Source organism: Bacillus sp. Xin1, from assembly GCF_013314535.1.
Taxonomy (GTDB): Bacteria; Bacillota; Bacilli; order Bacillales; family Bacillaceae_G; genus Bacillus_A.
The window spans coordinates 76,405-100,731 of record NZ_JABUAE010000009.1 but is presented as its reverse complement, the minus strand read 5'-3'; the positions used below and the strand labels follow the sequence as shown (position 1 = coordinate 100,731).

The 24,327-nt window shown below is 34.9% G+C and carries 19 protein-coding genes and 3 pseudogenes; 17 read left to right on the top strand and 5 right to left on the bottom strand.

Annotated elements, in window-relative coordinates; all coding sequences use genetic code 11:
* Positions 1–35: 35 nt before the first annotated feature.
* Complete coding sequence (locus tag HRG09_RS11320; RefSeq protein ID WP_174100908.1) at positions 36–1,109, bottom strand: DctP family TRAP transporter solute-binding subunit; 1,074 nt, start codon at positions 1,107–1,109, stop codon at positions 36–38.
* 87 nt (positions 1,110–1,196) lie between these two features.
* On the opposite strand from HRG09_RS11320, the gene HRG09_RS11315 reads away from it, so the two are divergent.
* From HRG09_RS11315 to HRG09_RS11300, 4 genes are all read left to right on the top strand, one after another.
* Positions 1,197–2,798 (top strand): ATP-binding protein, encoded by a 1,602-nt coding sequence (locus tag HRG09_RS11315; protein ID WP_174100907.1) that lies wholly within the window; start codon positions 1,197–1,199, stop codon positions 2,796–2,798.
* Positions 2,788–3,486 (top strand): response regulator, encoded by a 699-nt coding sequence (locus tag HRG09_RS11310; RefSeq protein WP_174100906.1) that lies wholly within the window; start codon positions 2,788–2,790, stop codon positions 3,484–3,486. The genes HRG09_RS11315 and HRG09_RS11310 overlap by 11 nt, the downstream gene beginning before the upstream one ends.
* Positions 3,487–3,600: 114 nt before the next feature.
* Positions 3,601–4,884 carry a C4-dicarboxylate transporter DctP gene (gene dctP / locus HRG09_RS11305; protein ID WP_174100905.1) on the top strand — a complete coding sequence of 428 codons (1,284 nt, stop codon included), beginning with the start codon at positions 3,601–3,603 and terminating at the stop codon, positions 4,882–4,884.
* Positions 4,885–5,071: 187 nt separating this feature from the next.
* Complete coding sequence (locus HRG09_RS11300) at positions 5,072–6,517, top strand: DEAD/DEAH box helicase (protein ID WP_174100904.1); 1,446 nt, start codon at positions 5,072–5,074, stop codon at positions 6,515–6,517.
* A 39-nt stretch (positions 6,518–6,556) separates the two neighbouring features.
* Here the strand turns inward: HRG09_RS11300 and HRG09_RS11295 are convergent, their stop codons facing one another.
* On the bottom strand, positions 6,557–7,117 hold the full coding sequence (locus HRG09_RS11295; RefSeq protein WP_174100903.1) for a DUF1836 domain-containing protein: 561 nt from the start codon (positions 7,115–7,117) through the stop codon (positions 6,557–6,559).
* A gap of 154 nt (positions 7,118–7,271) precedes the next feature.
* Here HRG09_RS11295 and trhA point away from each other — a divergent pair, with 154 nt between their 5' ends.
* From trhA to HRG09_RS11280, 3 genes and pseudogenes are all read left to right on the top strand, one after another.
* The gene (gene trhA, locus HRG09_RS11290) at positions 7,272–7,919 is read left to right on the top strand and encodes a PAQR family membrane homeostasis protein TrhA (RefSeq protein WP_174100902.1); all 648 of its coding nucleotides are present in this window, start codon (positions 7,272–7,274) and stop codon (positions 7,917–7,919) included.
* Between the two features lie 842 nt (positions 7,920–8,761).
* Positions 8,762–9,352 carry an AmiS/UreI family transporter gene (locus HRG09_RS11285; protein WP_174100901.1) on the top strand — a complete coding sequence of 197 codons (591 nt, stop codon included), beginning with the start codon at positions 8,762–8,764 and terminating at the stop codon, positions 9,350–9,352.
* 123 nt (positions 9,353–9,475) lie between these two features.
* Positions 9,476–10,358: pseudogene (locus HRG09_RS11280) on the top strand (NAD-dependent epimerase/dehydratase family protein).
* Between the two features lie 95 nt (positions 10,359–10,453).
* Here the strand turns inward: HRG09_RS11280 and sodA are convergent.
* The gene (gene sodA, locus HRG09_RS11275) at positions 10,454–11,080 is read right to left on the bottom strand and encodes a superoxide dismutase [Mn] (protein WP_174100900.1); all 627 of its coding nucleotides are present in this window, start codon (positions 11,078–11,080) and stop codon (positions 10,454–10,456) included.
* Between the two features lie 231 nt (positions 11,081–11,311).
* On the opposite strand from sodA, the gene HRG09_RS11270 reads away from it, so the two are divergent.
* The gene (locus tag HRG09_RS11270; protein WP_174100899.1) at positions 11,312–12,382 is read left to right on the top strand and encodes a nitric oxide synthase oxygenase; all 1,071 of its coding nucleotides are present in this window, start codon (positions 11,312–11,314) and stop codon (positions 12,380–12,382) included.
* A gap of 50 nt (positions 12,383–12,432) precedes the next feature.
* Here the strand turns inward: HRG09_RS11270 and HRG09_RS11265 are convergent.
* A pseudogene (locus HRG09_RS11265) lies at positions 12,433–12,825 on the bottom strand (MFS transporter); the annotation flags it as partial.
* 173 nt (positions 12,826–12,998) lie between these two features.
* Between HRG09_RS11265 and HRG09_RS11260 the strand changes: the two are divergent.
* The 8 genes and pseudogenes from HRG09_RS11260 (at position 12,999) to msrB (ending at position 20,125) form a co-directional block, all read left to right on the top strand.
* Positions 12,999–13,778 (top strand): DUF6944 family repetitive protein, encoded by a 780-nt coding sequence (locus HRG09_RS11260; protein ID WP_174100898.1) that lies wholly within the window; start codon positions 12,999–13,001, stop codon positions 13,776–13,778.
* A gap of 136 nt (positions 13,779–13,914) precedes the next feature.
* Positions 13,915–15,687 carry a sensor histidine kinase gene (locus HRG09_RS11255; RefSeq protein WP_174100897.1) on the top strand — a complete coding sequence of 591 codons (1,773 nt, stop codon included), beginning with the start codon at positions 13,915–13,917 and terminating at the stop codon, positions 15,685–15,687.
* Positions 15,665–16,405, top strand: coding sequence for a LytR/AlgR family response regulator transcription factor (locus HRG09_RS11250; protein ID WP_174100896.1), 741 nt, complete (start codon positions 15,665–15,667; stop codon positions 16,403–16,405). The genes HRG09_RS11255 and HRG09_RS11250 overlap by 23 nt, the downstream gene beginning before the upstream one ends.
* 132 nt (positions 16,406–16,537) lie before the next feature.
* Positions 16,538–16,969 carry an antiholin-like murein hydrolase modulator LrgA gene (gene lrgA, locus HRG09_RS11245; RefSeq protein ID WP_174100943.1) on the top strand — a complete coding sequence of 144 codons (432 nt, stop codon included), beginning with the start codon at positions 16,538–16,540 and terminating at the stop codon, positions 16,967–16,969.
* Positions 16,970–17,003: 34 nt separating this feature from the next.
* Positions 17,004–17,696 carry an antiholin-like protein LrgB gene (lrgB, locus tag HRG09_RS11240; protein ID WP_174100895.1) on the top strand — a complete coding sequence of 231 codons (693 nt, stop codon included), beginning with the start codon at positions 17,004–17,006 and terminating at the stop codon, positions 17,694–17,696.
* A 335-nt stretch (positions 17,697–18,031) separates the two neighbouring features.
* On the top strand, positions 18,032–19,054 hold the full coding sequence (locus tag HRG09_RS11235) for an AI-2E family transporter (RefSeq protein WP_174100894.1): 1,023 nt from the start codon (positions 18,032–18,034) through the stop codon (positions 19,052–19,054).
* 105 nt (positions 19,055–19,159) lie between these two features.
* A pseudogene (gene msrA / locus HRG09_RS28870) lies at positions 19,160–19,627 on the top strand (peptide-methionine (S)-S-oxide reductase MsrA); the annotation flags it as partial.
* A gap of 45 nt (positions 19,628–19,672) precedes the next feature.
* On the top strand, positions 19,673–20,125 hold the full coding sequence (gene msrB / locus HRG09_RS28865; protein ID WP_309232113.1) for a peptide-methionine (R)-S-oxide reductase MsrB: 453 nt from the start codon (positions 19,673–19,675) through the stop codon (positions 20,123–20,125).
* Positions 20,126–20,150: 25 nt separating this feature from the next.
* Here the strand turns inward: msrB and HRG09_RS11225 are convergent, their stop codons facing one another.
* Positions 20,151–23,267 (bottom strand): efflux RND transporter permease subunit, encoded by a 3,117-nt coding sequence (locus tag HRG09_RS11225; protein WP_174100892.1) that lies wholly within the window; start codon positions 23,265–23,267, stop codon positions 20,151–20,153.
* Between the two features lie 182 nt (positions 23,268–23,449).
* Here HRG09_RS11225 and HRG09_RS11220 point away from each other — a divergent pair, with 182 nt between their 5' ends.
* On the top strand, positions 23,450–24,325 hold the full coding sequence (locus HRG09_RS11220; RefSeq protein ID WP_174100891.1) for a TetR/AcrR family transcriptional regulator: 876 nt from the start codon (positions 23,450–23,452) through the stop codon (positions 24,323–24,325).
* The last annotated feature ends 2 nt before the right edge of the window (positions 24,326–24,327 follow it).

Here is a 24,327-nt window from a genome sequence, read left to right as displayed (position 1 = left end):
AAAAAGAAGGGTATGAAAAATAACCTTCTTTTTTGTTATTTATTATCTTCAAGAGATTGATATTTCTTTTTTAATTCTTTTAAATCATTTACCAATTGATCCCCAATTATAGGAGCGAGGTCTTCGTATATAGGAGATAGTGTTTTTTCCCATTCTTTCCTTTCTAAATCAGTTAGTCTATGAATTTGGATGGATGAATTTTGTTTAATAAGTTCAAGTTGCTTTTCATTCATTTGAATGGATTGATGATTGTTCCATTCGGTGGTTTCTTTCATTGCTTCAAGTAATATTTGCTTCGTTTTTTCTGTTTGTTGATTCCATGTTTTTTGATCCATCATAACAACATAGCCTAAATACCCATGATTACTAATTGTCAAATAGTTTTGAACGTTATAAAATTTTTTAGAGTAGATATTTGATATTGTATTTTCTTCGCCATCAACTTTTCCGGTTTCTATTAATTTATATGTAGAATTAAATGAATCTTGATGTGCATCAACATTTAATAAATCAAATTGGGATTGGATCACATCACTTTGCATAATGCGAAAGGATTGTCCCTGTATATCTTTAGGTGTATGAATAGGCCCTTTATTTGAAGTAATTTGCTTAAAGCCATTTGACCAATGGGCAAGACCTTTAATTTTATCTTTCTGTAAGGAGTGAAGTAATTGGTCCCCAATTTTTCCGTTTAAGCCTTCTTGAATGGCTTCATAACTTGGAAAAGCAAATGGCAGATCTAGTACGCCCCATTCGTGAGACAGTATTCCAAGTTTTGAGGTAGAAGGGGCGATAAAATGAACTTGTCCAGCTTTTAAAGCATGTATTTCTTCTATATCAGAATAGAGGCTCCCGTTTGGGAAAATTTCTATTTTTATATTTCCGTTTGATTTCTCGTTAACAAGCTCAGCAAATTTACTAACCGCAAGTCCTTTAGGTGTGTTTTCTGCTACAACATGACTAAATTTGAAAACAATTTGTTTGTTTAGTCCTTCTTGGTCATCGTCATAAGCAAGTTTATCTTTGGAAAAAAGACTGTGAAATCCTACAAATAAAGCGCTAGTAATTAAAAAAATAAAAAGGAGTATAAAGGTAGCAATTTTTTTCATTTTAAACCTCCTCGTAGGTCGTTATTGTAAGCATACCGAGAAGATTTTTATTCGTAAAGATGCTTTTAGGGGAAAGGGGGACGGACAGTGAAACAATTGCCTATACGCTGGAAAATTACGATTTTATCCTATGCAGTAGTTATTTTTTCATTACTTATAGGTGGAATTATTATCATTGCAAATATTCAACAAAAGGAAGAAAAAGAATTAAGAATTAGATCTATGAATACGGCGCGGACGGTAGCAGAGCTGTCAGATGTAAAGAAATCACTTCAGGAAACAAAAGGGTGGTTTACATTGAATCCAGCTATTGAAAATATTCGAGTGATTAATGAAACAGACTACATAGTAGTAATGAATATGGGGCGAATTCGATATTCTCATCCTGTAAAAGAAATGATTGGGAGGCCATCAAAAGGAACGGACGAAGAACCAGCATTTGCGGAGCATATTTACTTTTCAAAGGCAAAAGGAGAGATAGGTACTGTAATTCGTGCTTTTATGCCTATTAAGGATCAGAATTTAAATCAAATTGGTGTTGTTGTTGTAGGGAACAAAATACCAAACTTTTGGGAAATTATGCTTGGATTAGTAGAAGAGATTATTTTTATTGTTATATTAACTTTAATATTTGGTTTGATTGGTTCATTGATGCTTGCCAATCATATTAAAAAACAGATGTTTCAGTTAGAACCTTATGAAATTAAACGAATGTTAGAAGAACGAACAGCAACCTTTCATTCGATTAATGAGGGTGTGATTGCAATTGATAATCAAGAAATTATTACTATTTTTAATGAAAAAGCAAAGCAAGTTTTTCAGGTAAACGGGAATGTTGTAGGGAAGCCTATTCGTGCAGTTTTAAAGGATACGAGACTGCCAGAAATCGTGGAGAGGAATCGGGCGGTATATAATGAAGAGATAAAAGTAAGTGGAAAGGTAATTTTAAGTAATCGCATACCAATCAAGAAAGATGATGAATTAATTGGAGCTGTGGCAATCTTTCAAGATCGTACTGAAGTTACAAAACTCGCAGAGGAATTAACAGGAGTGAAAACCTTTGTAGAGGCACTTCGAGTACAAAGCCATGAGCATATGAATAAACTTCATACAATAGCAGGTTTAATACAACTTGGTAAAGCAGATAAGGCATTACAACTTGCTTTCCACACTTCAGAAGAACAGGGAAGTGTAACAAATTTTTTAAATGAAACGATAAAAAATGATGCGATTGCAGGTCTTCTTTTGAGCAAGATAAGCCGCGGCAAGGAATTAGGGATACAAGTTGTAATTGATCAAAATAGTTATTTAGAAGCATTTCCTTATCAATTAGATCAACATGATTTTGTTGTATTACTAGGTAACTTAATTGAAAATGCGTTTGGATCATTTGAACAAACGGATGTGGAGAATAAGAGAATTGATATTAGTATTGAACAGTCTGAAGATGTATGTGCGATATTGATTGAGGATAATGGATGCGGAATAAAAGAGGAGCATTTACCAAAAGTGTATGAGAAAGGATTTACTGTAAATAAAATTAGCGGGACAGGTTATGGACTTTTTCTAGTAAAACAAATCGTTGAAAAGGGAAGAGGAGAAATTAGCATTTCATCTTTTCAAGGTGAAGGAACTTCTTTTATCATTACTTTTCCAATGGAGATGGGAGCGGAATTGTATGAAATGTAAAGAGGAAATTAAAGTACTATTGGTGGAAGACGATCCGATGGTTCAGGAAGTAAATAAAGAATTTATTAGAAGCGTAAAGGGATTTCACGTAGTTGCTGTTGCTAATAATGGTGAGGAGGGGATCCATCTCGCCAAAAAAATAAATCCAGATCTCGTTATTTTAGATATTTTTATGCCGAAAAAGAATGGCATTAAGGTATTGCAGGAATTTCGAAAACAGGAGTTAGAAACAGATGTAATTGTTGTTTCAGCTGCAAAGGATAGGGAAACAATTAAACTCATGCTTCAAAATGGGGCAATGGATTATATTATTAAGCCTTTTAAGTTATACAGAATTCAGCAAGCTTTAGAAAAGTATCGACAATATAGAATGAGTCTGAAGGAATCTGGGGCAATTTCACAAGAACAACTTGATGTATTATTATATGCTGGACGTTCTAAGAAGAAAGTAAGCAATTTGCCAAAGGGATTAAATGAATTTACATTAAATGAAATTGAGGCTTATGTAAAAAAACAAGATGAACCTCGTTCTGCAGAAGAAGTAGCCAGTGCGATCGGGATAGCTAGGGTTACGGCTCGGCGTTACTTAGATTATTTGGAAAAAGAGGGATTCATTCGTTTGGCAGTACAATATGGAGGGGTTGGAAGACCAATTAATCGTTATGTGTATCGCGAAGTGAAAAAGTGAGACCAAAATGACCAAAATATTCGTTATGACCATAAACTTCTCACTTTACATTGAAAACGCTATCATTATGTAAAAATATAAGGGTGGGAAAGTTTTCAAAAAAGGGGAGGAGAAATGAAGGTGAAACGATTATTTAAAAATTTAACCTTTCAAGTATTAACAGCTATTGTGCTAGGTGTATTAGTCGGGCTCATGTGGCCAAGTGTTGGAAAGGAAATGAAGCCGATAGGTGATACATTTATTAATGCTGTAAAAATGGTAATTGCACCAATTATTTTTTTAACAATTGTACTTGGTATTGCCAAAATGGGGGATATGAAGAAGGTTGGTAAGGTCGGTGGAAAAGCTTTTATTTACTTTGAAGTTGTGACAACATTCGCACTTGTTGTTGGATTAATCGTTGTAAATGTTATGAAACCAGGTTCAGGTCTTAACTTTAATGAACTTGCCAAAGGAGACGTATCTAAATATACACAAGGCGGAGGACAGGGTATTAATTGGATTGACTTTGTTACTCACATCGTCCCTTCTAATATGGTTGATGCGTTTGCTAAGGGTGATATTTTACAAGTGTTATTCTTTTCAATTCTCTTTGGGGTAGGTTTAGCTGCGCTTGGCGAAAAAGGAAATTCGGTGATTGATTTCTTAGACAAACTTTCACACGTATTCTTTAAAATTATTGGCTATGTAATGAAAGCCGCTCCACTTGGTGCATTTGGAGCAATGGCTTATACAATTGGTCATTTTGGACTGGCTTCACTCGTACCACTTGGAAAATTGATGATGTCAGTATATATTACGATGTTCTTATTCGTGTTTGTTGTTTTAAATATTATTTGCAAGATATACGGATTTAGCTTATGGAATTATTTGAAGTTTATTCGAGATGAAATATTAATTGTACTAGGAACAAGCTCTTCGGAATCCGTACTTCCGAGAATGATGAACAAGATGGAGAGATATGGCTGTTCAAAATCTGTTGTTGGTCTTGTCATTCCGACTGGTTATTCTTTTAATCTGGATGGTACATCTATTTATTTATCCATGGCAGTTGTCTTTTTAGCACAAGTATTTGGTGTCGATTTAACAGTCGGGCAGCAAATTACGATTATTTTAGTACTTATGTTAACGTCTAAAGGCGCTGCCGGCGTAACAGGAAGCGGATTTATTGTGTTAGCATCTACGTTAGCGGCACTAAAGGTTATTCCTTTAGAAGGATTAGCATTGCTTCTCGGTGTCGATCGTTTTATGAGTGAGGGAAGAGCCATTGTGAACTTAATTGGCAATGGAATTGCTACAATCGTTGTTGCAAAGAGTGAAAATGAATTTGATGAAACGAAGCATGCAGAGGCAGTTTCCAATATGAAAGTGTTAAAAGAGACAAAGGAAGCTGTATAAATCCATATAGAGCATAAAAGCAGACTTTATTTTGAGTTTGCTTTTTATTTTTATCAAATGATAAACAAGAGATTTCGATTAGGGAAATAATTGCAGTATAATGAAATATAGGTAATGACAAATATAATATTTAGATTATGGTTAAATAATAAATAAATGAAAATACATAACAAAATGAGGTTAGTACATGAGCGGAAAAAGTTTTAAAGAGTATGCATTGAGTAAGGAAATTATAAGAGCACTTACTAGTTTGAAATATGAGAATCCAACAGAAGTGCAGGGAAAAGTAATTCCAGTGGCACTAGAAAAGAAAGACCTTGTCGTGAAGTCACAAACTGGAAGTGGAAAGACGGCTTCTTTTGGGATCCCGCTTTGTGAAATGGTCAAATGGGAAGAAAATAAGCCGCAAGCATTAATACTTACACCAACGAGGGAGCTTGCTGTACAAGTGAAAGAGGATATCACGAATATAGGAAGGTTTAAACGAATTAAGGCAACAGCTGTTTACGGGAAATCCCCGTTTGCACGACAAAAATTAGAATTAAAGCAAAAAACACATATTGTTGTCGGAACTCCTGGGCGCGTGTTAGATCATATTGAAAAAGGTACCCTACGCTTAGAGAAACTAAAGTATTTAGTGATTGATGAAGCAGATGAAATGTTAAATATGGGCTTTATCGATCAAGTAGAAGCAATTATTGATGAATTACCTACAAATCGGATGACAATGTTATTTTCTGCGACATTACCAGAGGACGTGGAGAATTTATCACGCACATATATGAAATCGCCAATCAATATTGAGATAAAGGCATCTGGCATTACGACAGATAGAATTGAACATAGGCTTTTAGAGGTGAGAGAAGACGAGAAGTTTTCGCTTCTGAAGGATATCACAACTGTTGAAAATCCAGATAGCTGTATTATTTTCTGCCGTACACAAGAAAATGTAGACCATGTATTTAGACAGTTAAAACGTTCTGGCTACCCTTGTGATAAACTTCATGGCGGTATGATACAAGAAGATCGTTTTGCAGTAATGAATGATTTTAAAAGAGGGAAATTCCGTTATCTAGTAGCGACAGATGTGGCAGCGCGAGGAATTGATATTGAAAATATTACCCACGTCATGAACTATGATATTCCATTAGAAAAAGAAAACTATGTACACCGGACAGGAAGGACGGGGCGTGCTGGTAATAGTGGAAAAGCAATTACATTTGTAACGCCATATGAAGAGAGATTTCTAGCAGAAATTGAAGAATATATTGGTTTTGAAATTCACAAAATAGAAGCTCCGTCAAAAGAGAGTGTTACAAAGAAAAAAGCAGCCTTTGAAGGGAAAATAAACACGAAACCAATTATAAAAAAAGAGAAAAGTGCAGGCTTAAATAAAGATATTATGAAGTTGTACTTTAATGGTGGAAAGAAAAAGAAGATTCGTGCGGTAGATTTTGTCGGTACAATTGCTAAAATTCCAGGTGTCACAGCGGATGATATAGGAATTATTACGATACAAGATAATGTTTCTTATGTTGATATATTAAATGGTAAAGGTCCACTTGTTTTAAAAGTAATGAAAAACACAACGATAAAAGGTAAGCAGTTAAAGGTTCATGAGGCAATTAAGTAAAAGAACTACCCATCCGAACAGGTGGGTAGTTTTTAATGGTTAAGATTCTTTCAAATCATCAACTAATTTCTCTGCCAAACGTCTATACATATTACTCATTGTTACAAATGAAGTTAGCAGTAAAAATTTTTCTAACTCCGTATCTTCACATGGAGCAGCAGTTTTTACTTCAGCCACTCGGTTATCTACATCCCTTTTAAAATTCTCAACATTTATTTCTGTAAGTTCAAGATAATCTTTATAAAGGGTGTCTAGCACAAAGGTATCCTCGTTTATTAGTCTCTCATTGAGTTTCGTCAAAGAACTTTTAATATCATTAATTGAGAGAGCTCCTTTTAATTGATAAATTAAACTAATTAAAATCATATGGTCTTTTGAGTATTTCTTATTTTTTATAGGGATGAATAATTTTCCTTTTGCGTAGTTATTAATCATCGTTTTTGTAAGTACTTTTTCATCTTCTGTTCGTGTTGTATCACCGTAGTTATTTTCAAATAATTGAACCACTTGATCTACGTATAAATCTACATTAGGGATATCTTCAAGTGTAATATTTTTTTCTAAATGTAGTGTTTCGAGTAAGTTCTGTATGTTTTCCATATAAACCCTCACCTTTATAAGAATAATGTACAATTTATCTTTAAATATGGTATTACGAAACAAATAAAATGTAAATGTTGACCTCTAGGTTAATTGTGTATATAATTACATGTAGTTATCAAAACTACATGTAATTATATAAGGGGTTGTTAATGTGAATGCTTATGTAAGAGAACCAGTTAATGCGTTTACCCATCTAGGAGGCGCTATTTTATCATTTATTGCTTTGCTAGCTATGCTTGTTAAGGTCTCTGTAAAAATGCCATCTGTTTCTACAATTTCAGCGGTTATTCTATTTGGAGTAGGGATGATGGTACTTTATGCAGCCTCGGCCGTGTACCACAGTGTTGTAGCAAGCGAGCGTGTTATTTATTTCTTTAGAAAACTGGATCATTCAATGATTTTTATCTTAATTGCAGGCACATATGCACCTTTTTGTTTAATTACATTAGAATATGCAAATGGTTTATTATTATTTGGGTTAGTGTATGCAACTGCTTTGTGTGGTATTATTTTTAAAATGTTTTGGTTCAACTGTCCAAGATGGTTATCAACAGCAATTTATCTAATGATGGGATGGTTAATCGTTTTATTTTTCCCACCATTATCAGAAAATCTAAGTATAGAGGGTATTTTGTTCTTAGTACTTGGTGGTGTTTTTTACACGATTGGTGGATTTATTTATGGAGCTAAACCAAAATGGTTAGAATTTAAATATATGGGGCATCATGAGATTTTTCATATTTTTGTGTTATTAGGTAGTCTTGCTCACTTTGTATGTGTATACTGTTATGTAATTTAAGAAACAAATCGATATATTCTATTTATATAGGGGCTACATATCGTGCGGTATGTGGTCTTTTTTTACCCCGCATTAACGGGCAGTAATACTCCCACCTCAAAATTCGGCGGGAGCACAGAAGTTAGGTGGGAGATAAACTGCCCGTAAAAGCCCGATTGGTTCAACTAATAATCAGTGGGGGATGAAGAAAACCCCCGCTGATTAAAGTTTCACTTTATGGGAGGGGGAAGCGATACAATTAGAAACAACCTAAAATTAGGATGAATCTAATTGTGTGTAATCATTCATGGACGGAATAAAGGATTGCTTTCATAAAGCCAAATGAGTTGTTCCTTCACGTGCTAATACACTTGTTGAATGAACAATTTGTTTAGGCACGTTATTTCACCTTCCGTAAAAAATAAATTTAAAATATTCTATGATAGAGGTATGCCTTGTACAAGGCATATGATTTATTCTCTTTCTTTTTAACAGAAATAGGTTTTGACTGTAATTCTAGAATTTTCCTCGTTTATTTTTTGAAGTAATACTGTTATGATGATGTTATCGTTTTCAAGGTAAGTATATAGTAGGATAGGGGAATCTATTTGTTGCATCGAAAGAGATACATTTTATTGAAAACGTTTTAAATATTGCTGGATTTTGCTTATATTTTGTATTACTTCAATTTTAAAGGTAGGAAGTCTGACTTATTTTTCACGAAAGATAGCGGAACCAGTTATTGATATATTATTTTGATTTTATGTATTCCGTTCTAAATAAGAAGAAGAATACTACTAATATAATTTTATGATATGAGGAGGACAGTTTGTGAAAAGGAATGATTTTTCACATCAAAATGTATGGGTTATGTTGGATTATTACTTTCAGGTGCAGCGCTATTTTTAAATAGTCTTGTTATATTAGGGAAAGCAGAAGAAAAAAGTGCGGGTGTTTTTAATTTATTTGTAGGGGTGCTACAAATTGTAATTCCGTTTTATCTCATTATGATTTCCGATCAAAGCAATTGGACTGTGTATTCATATGCAGCCACTTTCTTATTTGGCTTAACTTATTTGTATGTAGGTATCACATTTATTACAGGAATGAGTGGTAACGGACTAGGATGGTTTTGTTTATGGGTAGCCATTGTTGCATTATTCTATATGGTTGTATCGTTTGTTCAATTTAACGATATCGTTAATGCACTGACTTGGTTTATGTGGGCACTTCTTTGGTATTTATTCTTTGTATTAAATGTACAAAAAAAGAATATAAACCAATATCTTGGAAGGATAGCATTTGTACAATCATGGGTAACGCTTACGCTTCCTTCGCTTCTTTATTTTATGGGAATATGGGGAACACCGGTGGTATATCAGGCATGTGTTTATGTGTCAGTACTTTCTATTTTATATTTTTGTTATTGTATTTTTAAATATCGAGTACGATAATTGCTGTAGTTGGAGAAGCAGAGAATCTGTATGGAGATTCTCTGCTTTTTATATATGTGAACAAGTATAATAAGGGTAGCACTTAGTAATTCAGTCATCATAAGAAATTAGAATAATTAGGGAATGGTGAATATGAAAAGGGTATTAGTACTAGGCGGAACTAGATTTTTTGGAAAACGATTAGTTGAAAGTCTTCTGGAAGCCGGAAATGATGTGACAATTGCAACGCGAGGAATTGGAATTACGAAAGATTCTTTTGGTAGTGCTGTTAAAAGAATTGTTGTAGATCGAGAAAATGAAGGGGCACTTCAGGAAGCGTTAGTAGGAGAAAGTTATGAAGTTGTATATGATAACCTATGCTATAGCTCTAATGCAGCAAAAATTATAGGAAATGTACTGCATAATAAAGTAAAGAAGTATATCGTTATATCCTCAATGGCTGTATATGAACCGATGCAATCTTTAAAAGAAGAGGATTTCAATCCGTATCAGTATCCGATTGTTTACGGAGATAGGAAAGATTTTTCTTACAGTGAAGGAAAAAGATTAGCAGAGGCTGTTTTATTTAAATATGCAACATTTCCTGTAATTGCAGTACGTTTTCCGGTTGTCATTGGTGAAAATGATTATACAAAGAGACTGCAATTTTATGTTGAAAATATCGTAAAGAAAACGCCTTTTGTAGTAGAGGATATAGAAGGAAAAATGTCTTTTATCCATGAAAAAGAGGCAGGAGAGTTTCTAGCTTGGCTTAGTACGATAGATGTAAGTGGCCCAATTAACGCATGTAGTAATGGTGTTATTTCCATGAGAGAAGTTATTGATTTTGTAGAAAGAAATACAGGGATGAATGCTTATATTGAAGCTAAGGGAGAAAACATAGCCCCGTATAATGGAATGACAAATTGTACGATAGATAATACGAGAGAGAGAGCTAGGGTTTCAGTTTAGAGAATTAAAGGTAGATATACATAATATATTGAGAAATTATATTGAAGTAATTTGATGGTTATTTATAAATCCCCCAGTGGCAATCTGGGGGATTTTGGAGGATTTCGACGATACTACTTTTACATTACCAAATTTACCTTATACGTATAATTAATGTTTTTGTGATTGAATTGCTTGTAAATACTTTTCATTTACTCGATCCCAGTTGACCGTGTTCCACCAATTTGTAACAAACTCTGGACGACGGTTTTGATACTTTAAGTAATAGGCGTGTTCCCATACATCAATTACGAGCAATGGGATTTTTCCTTCTTGCAAGGGTGTATCTTGATTTGGTGTGCTCATGATAGAAAGCTCCTCACCATCAAGTACAAGCCATCCATATCCACTTCCAAAACGGCTAATTGCTGCTTTGGAAAGCTGGTCTTTTAAGTTGTCAAAGGTATTGAAATAATAATCAATTACTTTTGAAACGTCTCCATTAGGTTCGCCTCCACCTTTCGGACTCATCACTTCCCAAAAAAGACTATGACAGTAATGCCCACCACCATTATTTCTTACAGCAGTAACAATATCTGATGGAAGGGTGTTTAAATTACATAATAATTTTTCTAAAGGTTTGTTCTGCAATTCTTTATAACCTTCCAAAGCTGTATTTAAATTTTTTACATACGTGGCGTGGTGCTTCCCATGATGAAGTGCCAAAGTATCACTATCAATATAGGGCTCTAGCTCGTCATAGTCATATGAGAGCTTAGGCAAATGAAATGAAGACATATAGTTCACCTCCTTTCAACCAAAAGTTGCATTAGGTAAAAAAAATTTACATAACTCAAAAATACACTCGTTTTTTTAAGAAGTCAATAAAAAACATATAATTCTATTAATTTTCTGAAAATATGAGTTCTAGTAAAGAACAGGAACTTTCTTGATTTCGTTTGTTACTACATTTGTTTTTGCTTATACTGTAAAGTAGTAGTGTCTTGTTGAAATAAAAGGAGATTGCTTATGAACAAAAGGAAAGCATTAATAGATGAAGCAAGAGAATTTATTATAACTTGCTATCAAGAGCTTGGTAGAGAAGAGCGAATAGACGGGCGTCTCAACCAAATTGTATCGGAAATAGAACAGACGGGGACGTATGAGCACACCTTTGATGAGCTTGTTCATGGTGCACGCATGGCCTGGAGAAACAGTAATCGATGTATCGGAAGATTGTTTTGGAATAAAATGCACATACTAGATGCTCGCGAAGTGAATGATGAGGAGGGTGTATATCAGGCACTTATTCATCATATTCGCTATGCAACAAATAACGGGAAAATTAAACCGACAATTACAATTTTTAAGCAGTATAGAAATGAATATGATAATATTCGTATTTATAATCATCAATTGATTCGTTATGCGGGATATGAAACAGAAGTAGGAGTGATCGGAGACTCGCATTCTTCTTCATTTACAGCGTTCTGTCAGGAACTTGGTTGGAAGGGTGAAGGTACGAATTTTGATGTATTACCACTTTTATTTTCTGTTGATGGAAAAGAACCCGTATATAACGAAATTCCTAAAGAAGAAGTAAAAGAAGTGAACATTGAACATCCAGAATATCCATTTTCATCTCTTGGAGCGAAGTGGTATGGGGTACCGATGATTTCAGATATGCGCTTAGAAATTGGTGGGATTTCTTATACGGCGGCTCCTTTCAATGGTTGGTATATGGGAACTGAGATTGGGGCTCGTAATTTGGCGGATCATGATCGTTATAATTTCCTTCCTGCTGTTGCAGAAATTATGAACTTGGATACATCTAGAAATAGTACGCTATGGAAAGATAAAGCATTAGTCGAGTTAAATATAGCTGTTTTACACTCCTTCAAAAAGCAAGGGGTAAGTATTGTCGATCATCATACAGCAGCACAGCAATTTGCACAATTTGAAAAGCAAGAAGCTGCTTGCGGCCGCGTTGTGACGGGGAATTGGGTCTGGCTTATTCCGCCGTTGTCACCGGCGACAACTCATATTTATCATAAGCCTTATCCAAACGATATTCTTACTCCAAATTTCTTTCATAAATAATAAAAAAGCATTGGAATAAGAGATTTCAATGCTTTTTTGTTTGATTGAGTCTAGTCTAGTACTTTTCCTTTTGTTTCAGGTACACACACTAACATTGTAATTAAACCAATTGGATAGATGATAAAGATAAGGGATAATGCTCCAAGTAAATGGCCACCTGTAGCGAGTAACCCAATGATTATTGGTCCAAAACCAGCTAAACCACGTCCTGTACCAAAAATGAAGTTCTCAGCTGTCGAACGTGCTTCTGCTGGATAATTTTCTGCCAGAATAGCTCTAAATCCCCCCATCATGCCGTTAGCGAAGAAACCGAGTAACGCGCTGCCCCATAATAATAATGTTGCATCTGTAAATAGGAAGAAGTAAACCAAACAGTATATAGTACCACCAATGTAATAAATTGCGAAGGTTTTACGGCGCCCAATTTTATCTGCCAGAATCCCGATTGGTTAGGCTAATAACCAGTGGGGATGGAGAAAAAACCACGAATTAAAGTTTTAATTTACATGAATGAAGAAGTTGAACGACTCGCATGAACTTGTATATAAACAATGGGCAAGGCCCTCGAATATGATAATAAATTATAAGGTGATTTGTTTAGGGTGGATGAAAAATTATGGGTTCAAGAAGTTTAACAGTTACGGGAGCATGGTTTCAAGCTGGTGGAAATATTATATCGGCCATTGGAGCTACAAGAGCATTTATTGGGGAGGAAGATGTAGAGGATGCATTAACGATTGTTGGGGAATCGGTGCAAGCAATTGGGGGTGTCTTGCAAGGGCTGGAACAAACGGAAGATACAGAAGGAGAAACTGAGAATAAAGAAGACACCAAACAACTAAATGGATCATTCAAGAAAATGGAAAATGAAGATGAAAGCATCGGAAAATCCAATGATTCCATAGAGGAAACAGGGACTGAAATGCAGCTGAGCGAGAAATCAGGTTGTTCATTGGGAAGGACAAGTGCGTTCGTACAAGCATTAGGGAATACTTCCGATGTAATTGGAACGGCCCTTAATCTAGAGAATGAAGAGAAGGAAAATGATTATTTAATTATAGCTGGGAATAGTTTGCAGTCTTTCGGTGCTTTTTTAGCAGTTGTTGATGAACTTAGGGATACTCAAAATATTCAATGGTTAGGGGTTATCGGGAACTCATTACAAACAGTAGGAGCAGGATTACAAGCATTTCAAGCTTTATATAATGTACTGAAAGAAGAAGAAATGGAAAAAAAGAATGAAAATGATAAGGAAAGTAGTAATAATCAGAAGAATGAAGAGGAAAAGAAAGAGAACAAAGTTGATGAACAATTAATAGGGCTAATTGGGAGCTGGGTACAGGCAACTGGAGCGGTACTTGGTGCGATTGGAGAAACAATAGAGCCTGAGGATTGATGAAGGGATGTTTTCAAAATAAAGAAAACATCCTATTTTTATATAATTTTAGTTTCGTTGGTTTATTCATCCTTGACTCTTACTCCATTATTTTCCGATAATAAAACTAACTAAACAAATAAAGGATGAATCACAGATGCTAGATTTAGTACTTATGATGATCGAACGTGTTGGACTAATTGTTATATTAGGTTTTTTACTTTCGCATATTAAAACATTTCGACGTCTTCTGCATAAACAAGACGGGTATACAGACAAGCTCATGCTTATTTGTATTTTTTCATCATTTACAATTGTAAGCAATTATACAGGGATTGAAATTGCAGGTAATACAATTATGAATGAAAATTGGCTACAAGGTGTCTCTTCATCGAGTACGATTGCCAATACGCGTATTATGGGAGTTGGAATTAGTGGTTTATTAGGTGGACCCATTATTGGGATTGGCGTTGGATTCATTGCTGGCATTCACCGCTATATGCTTGGGGGGACAACGGCAATTAGTTGTGCGGTTTCTTCTATCTTAGCAGGTTTTATTACTGGTTATATTGGTCGTATTTTTCAAAAGCATAATCGTACCGTCACACCTAAATTTTCGGCTATTTTAAGTGTTTTTATTGTATCTTTAGAAATGGTAATGATTCTGTTTATTGTAGAAGATGGACTTAATATCGTGAAAACGATTGCAATTCCGATGATTCTCGTGAATAGTTTCGGTAGTTTTATTTTACTTTCTATGGTGCAAGCCATTTTGCGCCAAGAAGAAAATGCAAAGGCTTTACAAACTCATAAAGTACTGCGGATTGCAGATAAGACACTACCGTACTTCCGTCAAGGCTTAACAGAAGAATCTTGTAAGCATGTGGCACAAATTATCCATCGTTTTACAGGGACAGATGCGGTATCCTTAACAGATACAGAAAAAATATTAGCACATGTTGGGTTAGCAGCAGATCACCACATTCCCTCTCATAGTTTAATTACGGGATTATCGAAAGAAGTATTAAAAACAGGGAAAATAATGAAAGCGAAATCACGAGAGGTTATTAATTGTCAACATGAGGGATGTCCATTGCAAGCAGCGGTAGTAATCCCATTAACATCACATGGGAATACAATTGGGACATTAAAGCTTTATTTTAAAAATCCAAATCAGTTAAGTCGTGTGGAAGAAGAATTAGCAGAAGGATTAGCGAAAATTTTTTCGACACAGCTTGAATTAGGAGAAGCAGAATTGCAAGGTAAACTGCTTCAAGACGCAGAAATAAAGGCATTGCAGGCACAAATTAATCCGCATTTTCTATTTAATGCAATTAATACGGTGTCAGCTTTATGCCGTACAGATGTAGAAAAAGCAAGAAAGCTCTTATTACAACTTAGCGTTTATTTTCGTTGCAATTTACAGGGGGCACGTCAGTTGCTTATTCCATTAGAGCAAGAACTAAATCATGTACATGCATATTTATCATTAGAGCAAGCGAGATTTCCAAATAAATATGAGGTAAAAACGTACATTGGAGAAGGGTTACAGACAATTTTACTTCCACCATTTGTATTGCAATTGTTAGTAGAAAATGCACTGCGCCATGCTTTTCCAAAGAAACAACCGATTTGCCAAGTAGAGGTTCATGCACATGCTAAGGGAGATATGATTCATTTTCAAGTGAAGGATAATGGTAAGGGAATTGAAGAGGAGCGTCTAGAACAATTGGGAAAAGCGGTTGTGTCATCAAAAAAAGGGACTGGCACAGCTTTATATAATATTAATCAACGGTTAATGGGACTGTTTGGGAAAGAAACAATTCTTCATATTAAGAGTGAAGTAGGAACAGGGACAAAGATTTCATTTACAATACCGATTCAAAACATAGGGGAGGAAGAAGGCAGTGTTAAAGGTATTAGTGGTTGACGATGAAATGTTAGCGCGGGATGAATTGAAATATTTATTACAGCGTACGAGAGAAGTTGACGTAATTGATGAAGCCGATTGCGTGGAAGATGCATTAGAAAAGTTAATGGGGAACAAGCCAGATCTTGTCTTTTTAGATATTCAGCTTTCAGATGATAACGGATTTGAGATTGCGAATATATTAAAGAAAATGAAGAATCCACCGGCCGTTGTTTTTGCAACAGCATACGATCAATATGCGCTGCAAGCATTTGAAGTGGATGCATTAGATTATATTTTAAAGCCGTTTGATGAAGAGCGGATTGCACAGACACTGAAAAAATATAAGAAGCGCAAGCAGGGTGAAACGGAGAAAAAACAGGATGTAAAAGCTCCAGATGTTACGACGGAGATGTATAAGCTTGCCCTGCCCATAGAAGAGTCCATTGTACTTGTGAATATTGAGGATATTGTTTATGTAGGGCTTGTGGACGGAAAGGTGACTGTAAAGACGATTCGAGAAACATATGCAACCCATGATACACTTGTTATTTTAGAAAAGAAGTTACCACAAACGACTTTTATGCGTGTTCATCGCAGTTTTATTGTGAATATCAATCATATTTCAGAAGTACAGCCATGGTTTAATTCCACGTATAACTTAATTATGAAAGATAGTTCGAAAGTTCCAGTAAGTCGCACGTATGCCAAGGAACTTAAAAAGCTGCTTCGTATTTAAGAAGCAGCTTTTGTATTTCATCCTGTTATTTTTGTAACTAATTCTGTATATTTGACGTTCCGATATGTAAGCGCTTACTTAATCGTTTGCATCATATACAATAAAGGTACCAAATCGAAAGAGGTGGCCAAAATGAGTACAAAAAAAGTATACAGTTTCTTATCACAAGTATTTGTTTTCTCAGCTATTATGTTGGTTTCTCATATTATTGCAACGCACTTACCAATTCCAATGCCTTCATCAGTAATCGGATTAGTTATTTTGTTTAGCCTATTATGCTTAAAGGTCATTAAATTGGAGCAGGTTGAATCACTTGGAACAGCGTTAACAGGTATTATCGGATTTCTTTTCGTACCATCTGGTATTTCTGTTATTAACTCTCTTGGTGTAATGGGACAATATTTTGTACAAATCATAACTGTAATCGTTGTGGCAACAATTATTTTACTAGCAGTAACTGGTTTATTTGCACAATTTATTCTAGGTAAAGAAGAAAAAGAAACAACAGATACAAAACAATTAGATGTTGCACATAAAGGACGCAAACATGGAAAAGTTGCGTAACCATTAGACCAAACAAGGTTAGGAGGTAATGAACATGGCAAGCACAATGACTCCATATTTCGGAATTGTCGTTTCATTAATCGCATACGGGATCGGAACATTCTTATTTAAACATTCAAAACGATTCTTCTTATTCACACCACTGTTTGTAGCAATGGTACTTGGGATTGTCTTTTTAAAAGTTGGTAACTTTACATTTGAAGAATATAATACTGGTGGTAAAATGATTAGCTTCTTCTTAGAGCCAGCAACAATTGCTTTTGCAATTCCGTTATACAAACAAGTTGATAAGTTAAAAAAATATTGGTGGCAAATTTTATCTGCTATCGTTGTTGGATCTGTTTGTTCAGTAATTGTCGTGTTCATTGTTGCTAAAGCAATTGGATTAGATACATCTGTAATGAATTCTATGTTACCACAAGCAGCAACAACGGCAATTGCTTTACCGATATCTGAAAGCATCGGTGGTATTCCAGCAATTACATCTTTTGCAGTTATCTTTAACGCAGTTATTGTATATGCACTTGGCGCTTTATTCTTAAAAACATTTAGAGTGAAAAATCCAATTGCAAAGGGCTTAGCACTAGGAACAGCAGGACATGCGCTTGGCGTTGCAGTTGGAATTGAAATGGGCGAAGTGGAAGCAGCGATGGCAAGTATTGCAGTAACAGTCGTTGGGGTTGTAACAGTAGTTGTTATTCCGATGTTTATGCCATTTATCGGTTAACAAAATATATTCGATAAAAAGGAAAAGCAAGCTATTCGTAGGACAGATTTCTACTGATAGCTTGCTTTTTGTGTTACAGTAGTGGTAAGACCCATTTTAATATGGGAAGAAAGGAGATTTTCCTTAAATCTTCATTAATACTTTATAGAATGCGTTCTGAAAAGGACAATTGTATTGTAAAATAGAAAGGTAACACCATGTATCCCGAGCTTAAATCTAGCGAAAGCAAAGAAATTGGTAGAGGATATTCATAAACGTCAAATTTGTGTGGGAGATAAAGAAAACCCACTTTGTAAAGTTTCACTTTATAGGACAGGAGAGATCACTCGTCAATTATGCAAATGAAAAACCTGTTTCAAAGCAAAGGATTTCAGAGGTTACTTGTATTACTCTTGCTAGCTCTTATGTTATATGGGCTAAAAAGCATGTTCAATTTAATTTTAATTACGTTTATTTTTACGTATTTAATGGATCGATTCCAAAAGTTTATTTCTCGAAAATTGAATCATTTCATGCCAATTAATCGAAAGATTATTATAGCATTCTTATATGTAATGTTAGTTGGTGGAATTTCCATCACGTTATTTAAATATTTACCAGTATTGACGGTGCAAATTTCACAATTGATTTACCAGTTCAATGTGTTTCTTAAAAATCCACCAGACAATGAGATTATAAAGGCTTCAATTAACGCAATTAACCATATGGAGCTTTCAAAATATGTCGGGCAAGGTGTAGATATTCTTTATAAATCTATTGCCAATGTCGGAAAGTTTGGTTTGCAATTTTTACTTTCTCTCATTTTAAGTTTATTCTTCTTATTGGAGAAAGCTCGTATTGTGGCCTTTACTGCAAAATTTAAAGAGAGTAGGCTGGCCATTTTTTATAATGAAATCGAATATTTCGGGAAGAAATTCGCTCGTTCGTTTGGAAAGGTAATTGAAGCGCAGTTTCTCATTGCGGTTGTTAATTGTATCCTATCAGTAATTGCACTATGGATTTTAGGATTTCCCCAGTTACTGGGGTTAGCGTTAATGATCTTTTTACTCGGTTTAATTCCAGTAGCTGGTGTAATCATTTCGCTCGTTCCACTTTGTATGATTGCTTATAATATTGGTAGCATTACTTATGTAGTTTATATTTTAGTAATTGTTGCTGTTATTCATGCACTTGAAAGTTATGTTTTAAATCCTAAATTCATGTCACAAAAAACAAATTTACCGATTTTCTATACATTTATGGTATTAATTTTCTCAGAACACTTTTTAGGTGTATGGGGACTAATTATTGGTATTCCGGTCTTCATGTTCCTTTTAGATGTGTTAGATGTGACGAGTGATGAAAAAGAGCTTGCCTAAAAATAGAGAGAAAGAAAAAGCATCGGGCGCCGATGCTTTTTCTTTTATAACTTCCATATATATATGCAATACTGTAAGAAGAATGAAAGAATAGGGGTGAAGTAAATGGCTGTAAATGAAAATATAGAACTTGCTACGTTTGCTGGAGGATGTTTTTGGTGTATGGTTTCACCATTTGAAGAGATGGAAGGTATCATTAAGGTTGTTTCAGGTTATACAGGTGGGCATAAAGAGAACCCAACATATAAGGAAGTATGTTCAGAAACGACAGGGCATTATGAAGCAGTACAAATTACATTTGATGCGAATAAAATGCCTTATGGAAAGTTGTTAGATATTTATTGGAGACAGATTGATCCGACAGATATTGGTGGTCAATTTCATGATCGTGGACAGTCTTATGAAACGGTAATTTTTTATCATAATGAGAAGCAACGTGAACAAGCGGAAGCTTCAAAAACAGCACTTGCTGAGAGCGGGCGTTTTTCAAAACCAATTGCAACAAAAATTCTTCCTGCTGCTATTTTCTTTCCTGCTGAAGAGTATCATCAGGGATATCATAAGAAAAATTCTTTTCGCTATGAACTATATCGTCAAGGATCAGGACGGGACGCCTTTATTAAAAAACATTGGCCGAAAGATAACGCACACTTAAAAGAACGATTAACAGATATGCAATTTTATGTAACACAAGATAACGGTACAGAGCCGCCTTTTCAAAATGAATATTGGAATCATAAAGAGGAAGGTATCTACGTGGATATTGTATCTGGTGAACCACTCTTTACTTCTTTAGATAAATTTGATAGTGGATGTGGTTGGCCAAGTTTTACGAAGCCGGTTATGTCAGGTAGTGTAAAAGAGAAAATGGATGTTAGTCACAATATGACGCGTACGGAAGTAAGAAGTAAGGAAGGAGATTCTCATCTTGGTCACGTATTCCCCGATGGACCAGGCCCAAATGGCCTTCGCTATTGTATTAATTCAGCGGCACTTCGCTTTATTCCGAAAGAGGAATTAGAGAAAGAAGGCTATGGAGATTTTCTAATTTTGTTTAATAATAAGAAATAACCTCGCATGCAGCGAGGTTATTTCTTTATTCTACGATTTTCTTTTTCTTTTTAAACTTGCTGAGTACTTCATACACAATTGGAACGATAAGTAGTGTTAATAATGTTGAACTTGTTAATCCACCAATTACGGTTACTCCAAGGCCTTTAGAAATTAATCCACTGCCTTCAAAGCCTAGTGCAAGTGGGATAAGAGCGCCAATTGTTGCGATTGCAGTCATTAGAATTGGACGTAAGCGAGTTGCACCAGCTTCTAATAAAGCTTCGCGTGTCGATAGACCTTCATTTTCTTTATGAATTACACGGTCGATAAGAACAATCGCGTTCGTTACAACGATACCAATCAACATAAGAGCCCCAATCATTGCTGATACACTTAATGTCTCACCTGAAATTAGTAAGGCAACAAGGGCGCCGATAATTGTAAATGGTAGTGAGAATAAAATTGCGAATGGCGCAAGAGCACCGCCAAATGTAACAACAAGAACGAAGTATACAATGGCAATCGCAGCTAACATTGCTAATCCAAGTTGCTGGAATGATTCTTGGATATCTTTTGTTACACCGCCCATAGAAATATCTACACCAGAAGGGAGATCCATTTTATCGACTTCTTTCTGAATAGCAGCTGATGCTTTTGAAACATCATCGGATGTTAATTTAGCAGTTACTTCTGCATAAACACGACCATCGCGATGAGTTACTGTATTAGATGTTTCACCTTCTTTTACAGTCATAACATCTTTTACAGCCACTTCATTTCCAAGTGGTGTTTTAATTTTACGGTTTGTTAAATCATCAATTGTTTGATAATCATGCTTTTCAGCTTCTACATATACGTTAACATCTTTACCGTCTTTTTTGATTGTAGTAAGAACAGGGCGATCGTGTGGATTAGAAAGACCCATTCCAATTTGAGCAGCAGTTAGACCCATTTTACTTAGTTTTTCTTGATCTGCGACTAATGTGTATTCTACATATGTTTTTGCAAGACTAGAGTCGATATCTTTCAAGTCTTTTTCTTTCTTCATGATATTTTGAATATCTTTTACGACAGGTTCGATATCTTCTGAGCTATCTCCATATACATACAGCTTAATTTCATTGCTACCCCCGCTAGCCCCAAAGTCTTGGTTTTTCCATTCACCTTTTCCTGTCATCTTTTGTAAATCTTTAATAACTTGTTCTTTTTCTTTCTCAAAGTTTTTTGTGTCATTATCATATTGAACAAAGAACATAGCTTGATTTGTGTTGCCTGGGCTCATTGGATTTTCTCCACCTAATGAGAACTGAATTGTTTTTACATCCTTCTTATTTTGGAAGTGCTTTTCAGCTTTTGTTGTTATTTTTTCAACATCTTCTAAAGTTTGCCCTGGTTCAGGGTTATACGTTGCAATAATCATTTTTTCTTCTTCAGATGGTAAGAAGCTAACACCGATAATCGGTACAAGTGCAAGGCTACCTACTAATAGAAGAACAGCTATGCTAGATGTAATGATTTTATGGTTTAATGCCCAATCAAGTATACGTTTATAGATATTTGCTAATTTACTTGGTTTTTCTTCATGATGAACTTGTTTTTCTCTCACACTTTCTTTTTTAAATAAAGAATGAGCTAACATTGGTACAATTGTAATTGCTACAAGTAGTGAAGCTAATAGTGCGAATACAATTGTTAAAGCAAATGGTAAGAACATTTCACCAATCATACCTTTTACAAGTCCAAGAGGTAAGAAGACGGCAATGGTTACGATTGTGGAAGACATAATTGGAACAAACATCTCTTTTGTTGCTTCACGGATTAAGTCCATGCCTTTTAATTTTTCGCCGGATAAGGACATGCGTCTATAAATATTTTCAATAACAACGATTGAATCGTCGACAACACGTCCGATTGCGACGGTCATTGCTCCAAGTGTCATCATATTAAGTGTAATATCCATCTGTTTTAGTAATAAAACAGCAATTAGTAAGGAGAGTGGTATAGAAACGACAGAAATCAATGTTGTTCGGATATTGCGTAAAAACAACATAATAATGACAATAGCAAAGATAGCACCGAAGATTGCTTTGCTAAGCATAGTATCAACTGATTTTTCAATTGGTGCACCTTGGTCAAATGTTGAGATGATTTCTAAGTCTTTATATTTCTTCTCAAATTCCTTAACTTGATCTTTGACTGCGTTTACGACATCAACAGTGTTTGCATCAGCAGATTTAACAATTTGAATACCAATTGCTTCTTTTCCATTTGTACGGGAAATAGATTCTGCCTTCCCAACTTCTTTAATATCAGCAATTTCTTCTAATGTAACAGTTGGGATACCATCAGATATCGCTGGATTCATTTGAGGTGCTTGAGCTCCTGCACCTGGATTACCTTGACTATTTGCTCCTGAAGGAACAGCAGGGATCTTCATTTCTTTTAAAGCTTTGATTGTTGTAATGTTTCCATCTACAGCAACTGATTTCTCAGTATCTTTGAATGTATATAGGCCAAGTGGTAAAGATACATCAGAGCCTTTAATCATATTTTTAACTGTATCTTCACTTAAACCTAATTCTTTCATCTTATCTTTTTTAAAGACAAGTTGTACTTCATCTACTTGTTGTCCTGAAATTTGAACAGATGCAACGCCATCAAGTCTTTTTAATCCTGGGACAATATTTTTTTCAACTTTTTCAGTTAAAGTGGCTAAAGATTCATCTTTACTCGCTACACTTAATGAAATAACAGGAAAGGCATTAAAGTTTACTCGAGAAACTTTTGGATCTTTTACGCCCTCTGGTAATTTTACATTTGCAAGTGCTTCTTTAATCTCGGTTTCAGCTTTCTCCATATTCTTATCAAAGTCATACTCTACTTGAATAGAAGAGGCATTTTGATAAGAGGAAGAACTAACAACATTGACCCCGCTCAAATTTTGCAGTTGCTGTTCCATCGGTTTTGATACCTTATCAGCTACTTCCGCTGGTGTAGCACCAGGATAAACCGTTGTTACTGTTACAACAGGTGTTGTAATGTCAGGGATTGTTTCGAGCTTCATATTAAGCCCAGAATAAATTCCTGCCACGGTAACGAGAATGGTTAATAGCCAAACTGCGAACTTGTTTTTTAACGAAAAGTTAATAATTTTGTTCATGTTTGCACTCCTTTTTATAATAAATATTGACCAACCGGTCAGTATAATACATAATATAACTGACTGGTTGGTCAGTCGTCAATAAAAAAGCGTGGTATGGTAAAATGAAAAAATTTGTAATGTTATGATAGAATTTTATAATGTGGGTATAAGCGTTTTTGAATAAATAGGAGAGAGAAAAAATGAAAGAAAAAGAACGTTTAATTATAGAAATGGCAATAAAGTTATTTGCAACTAAGGGTATGAATGCAACGTCAGTGCAAGAAATCGTAACAGCGTGTGGAATATCAAAGGGAGCATTTTATTTATATTTCAAATCAAAAGATGAATTGTTATTAGCGACAATTCGATATTATTATGACAAAATTTACAACAAGACGATGGCTATTGATGAAGAATCTTTGCTACCACGTGAAAAGTTTGAAAAGCAATTGTATTGCCAGTTTAATGATGTCCAAGAACATAAGGAATTTCTTATTATACTTGCGAGAGAAAATGCAATCCCGTTTAATAAAGAAGTAGAAGCTTTTATGGTGAAAATGAAGTTAGAGTCGCATGCCTTTTATCGAAATAGCTTATTATCTATTTATGGTGAAAAGGTTATTCCATATGTATTAGACCTTGTGTTTATGGTAGAGGGGATATGCCGAAGTTATTTAGAATTAATTATTTTTAATTTAGCTGAAATTGATATACCTCACGTCTCTACATTTATTTTAAAGAGAATGGATGATCTTGTAGAGGGGCTTGTACATTCTGAGGACATGCCCGTTTTGAAGGAAGAGCAAATGAACCAATTATTTGGTAGTTCAGAGCTTATTAAAGAGCAAGCAAAAGAGCATTTTTTACAGGAAATTATTACGTTTAAACGTACATTAGCAGATCAATTAGAAAATGATGAGTTGTTAGTTACTTTAGATGTTCTTGAATCTGAAATGAAATTGTCAAATCCGAGAATCCCAGTTATTCAAGGAATGCTGGCTAATTTAAAATCTTATGATGACTTGAGGGATTTTCGGTTGAGACTAGCTGGGTACTATCATATAAAAGTTAGGTAAGA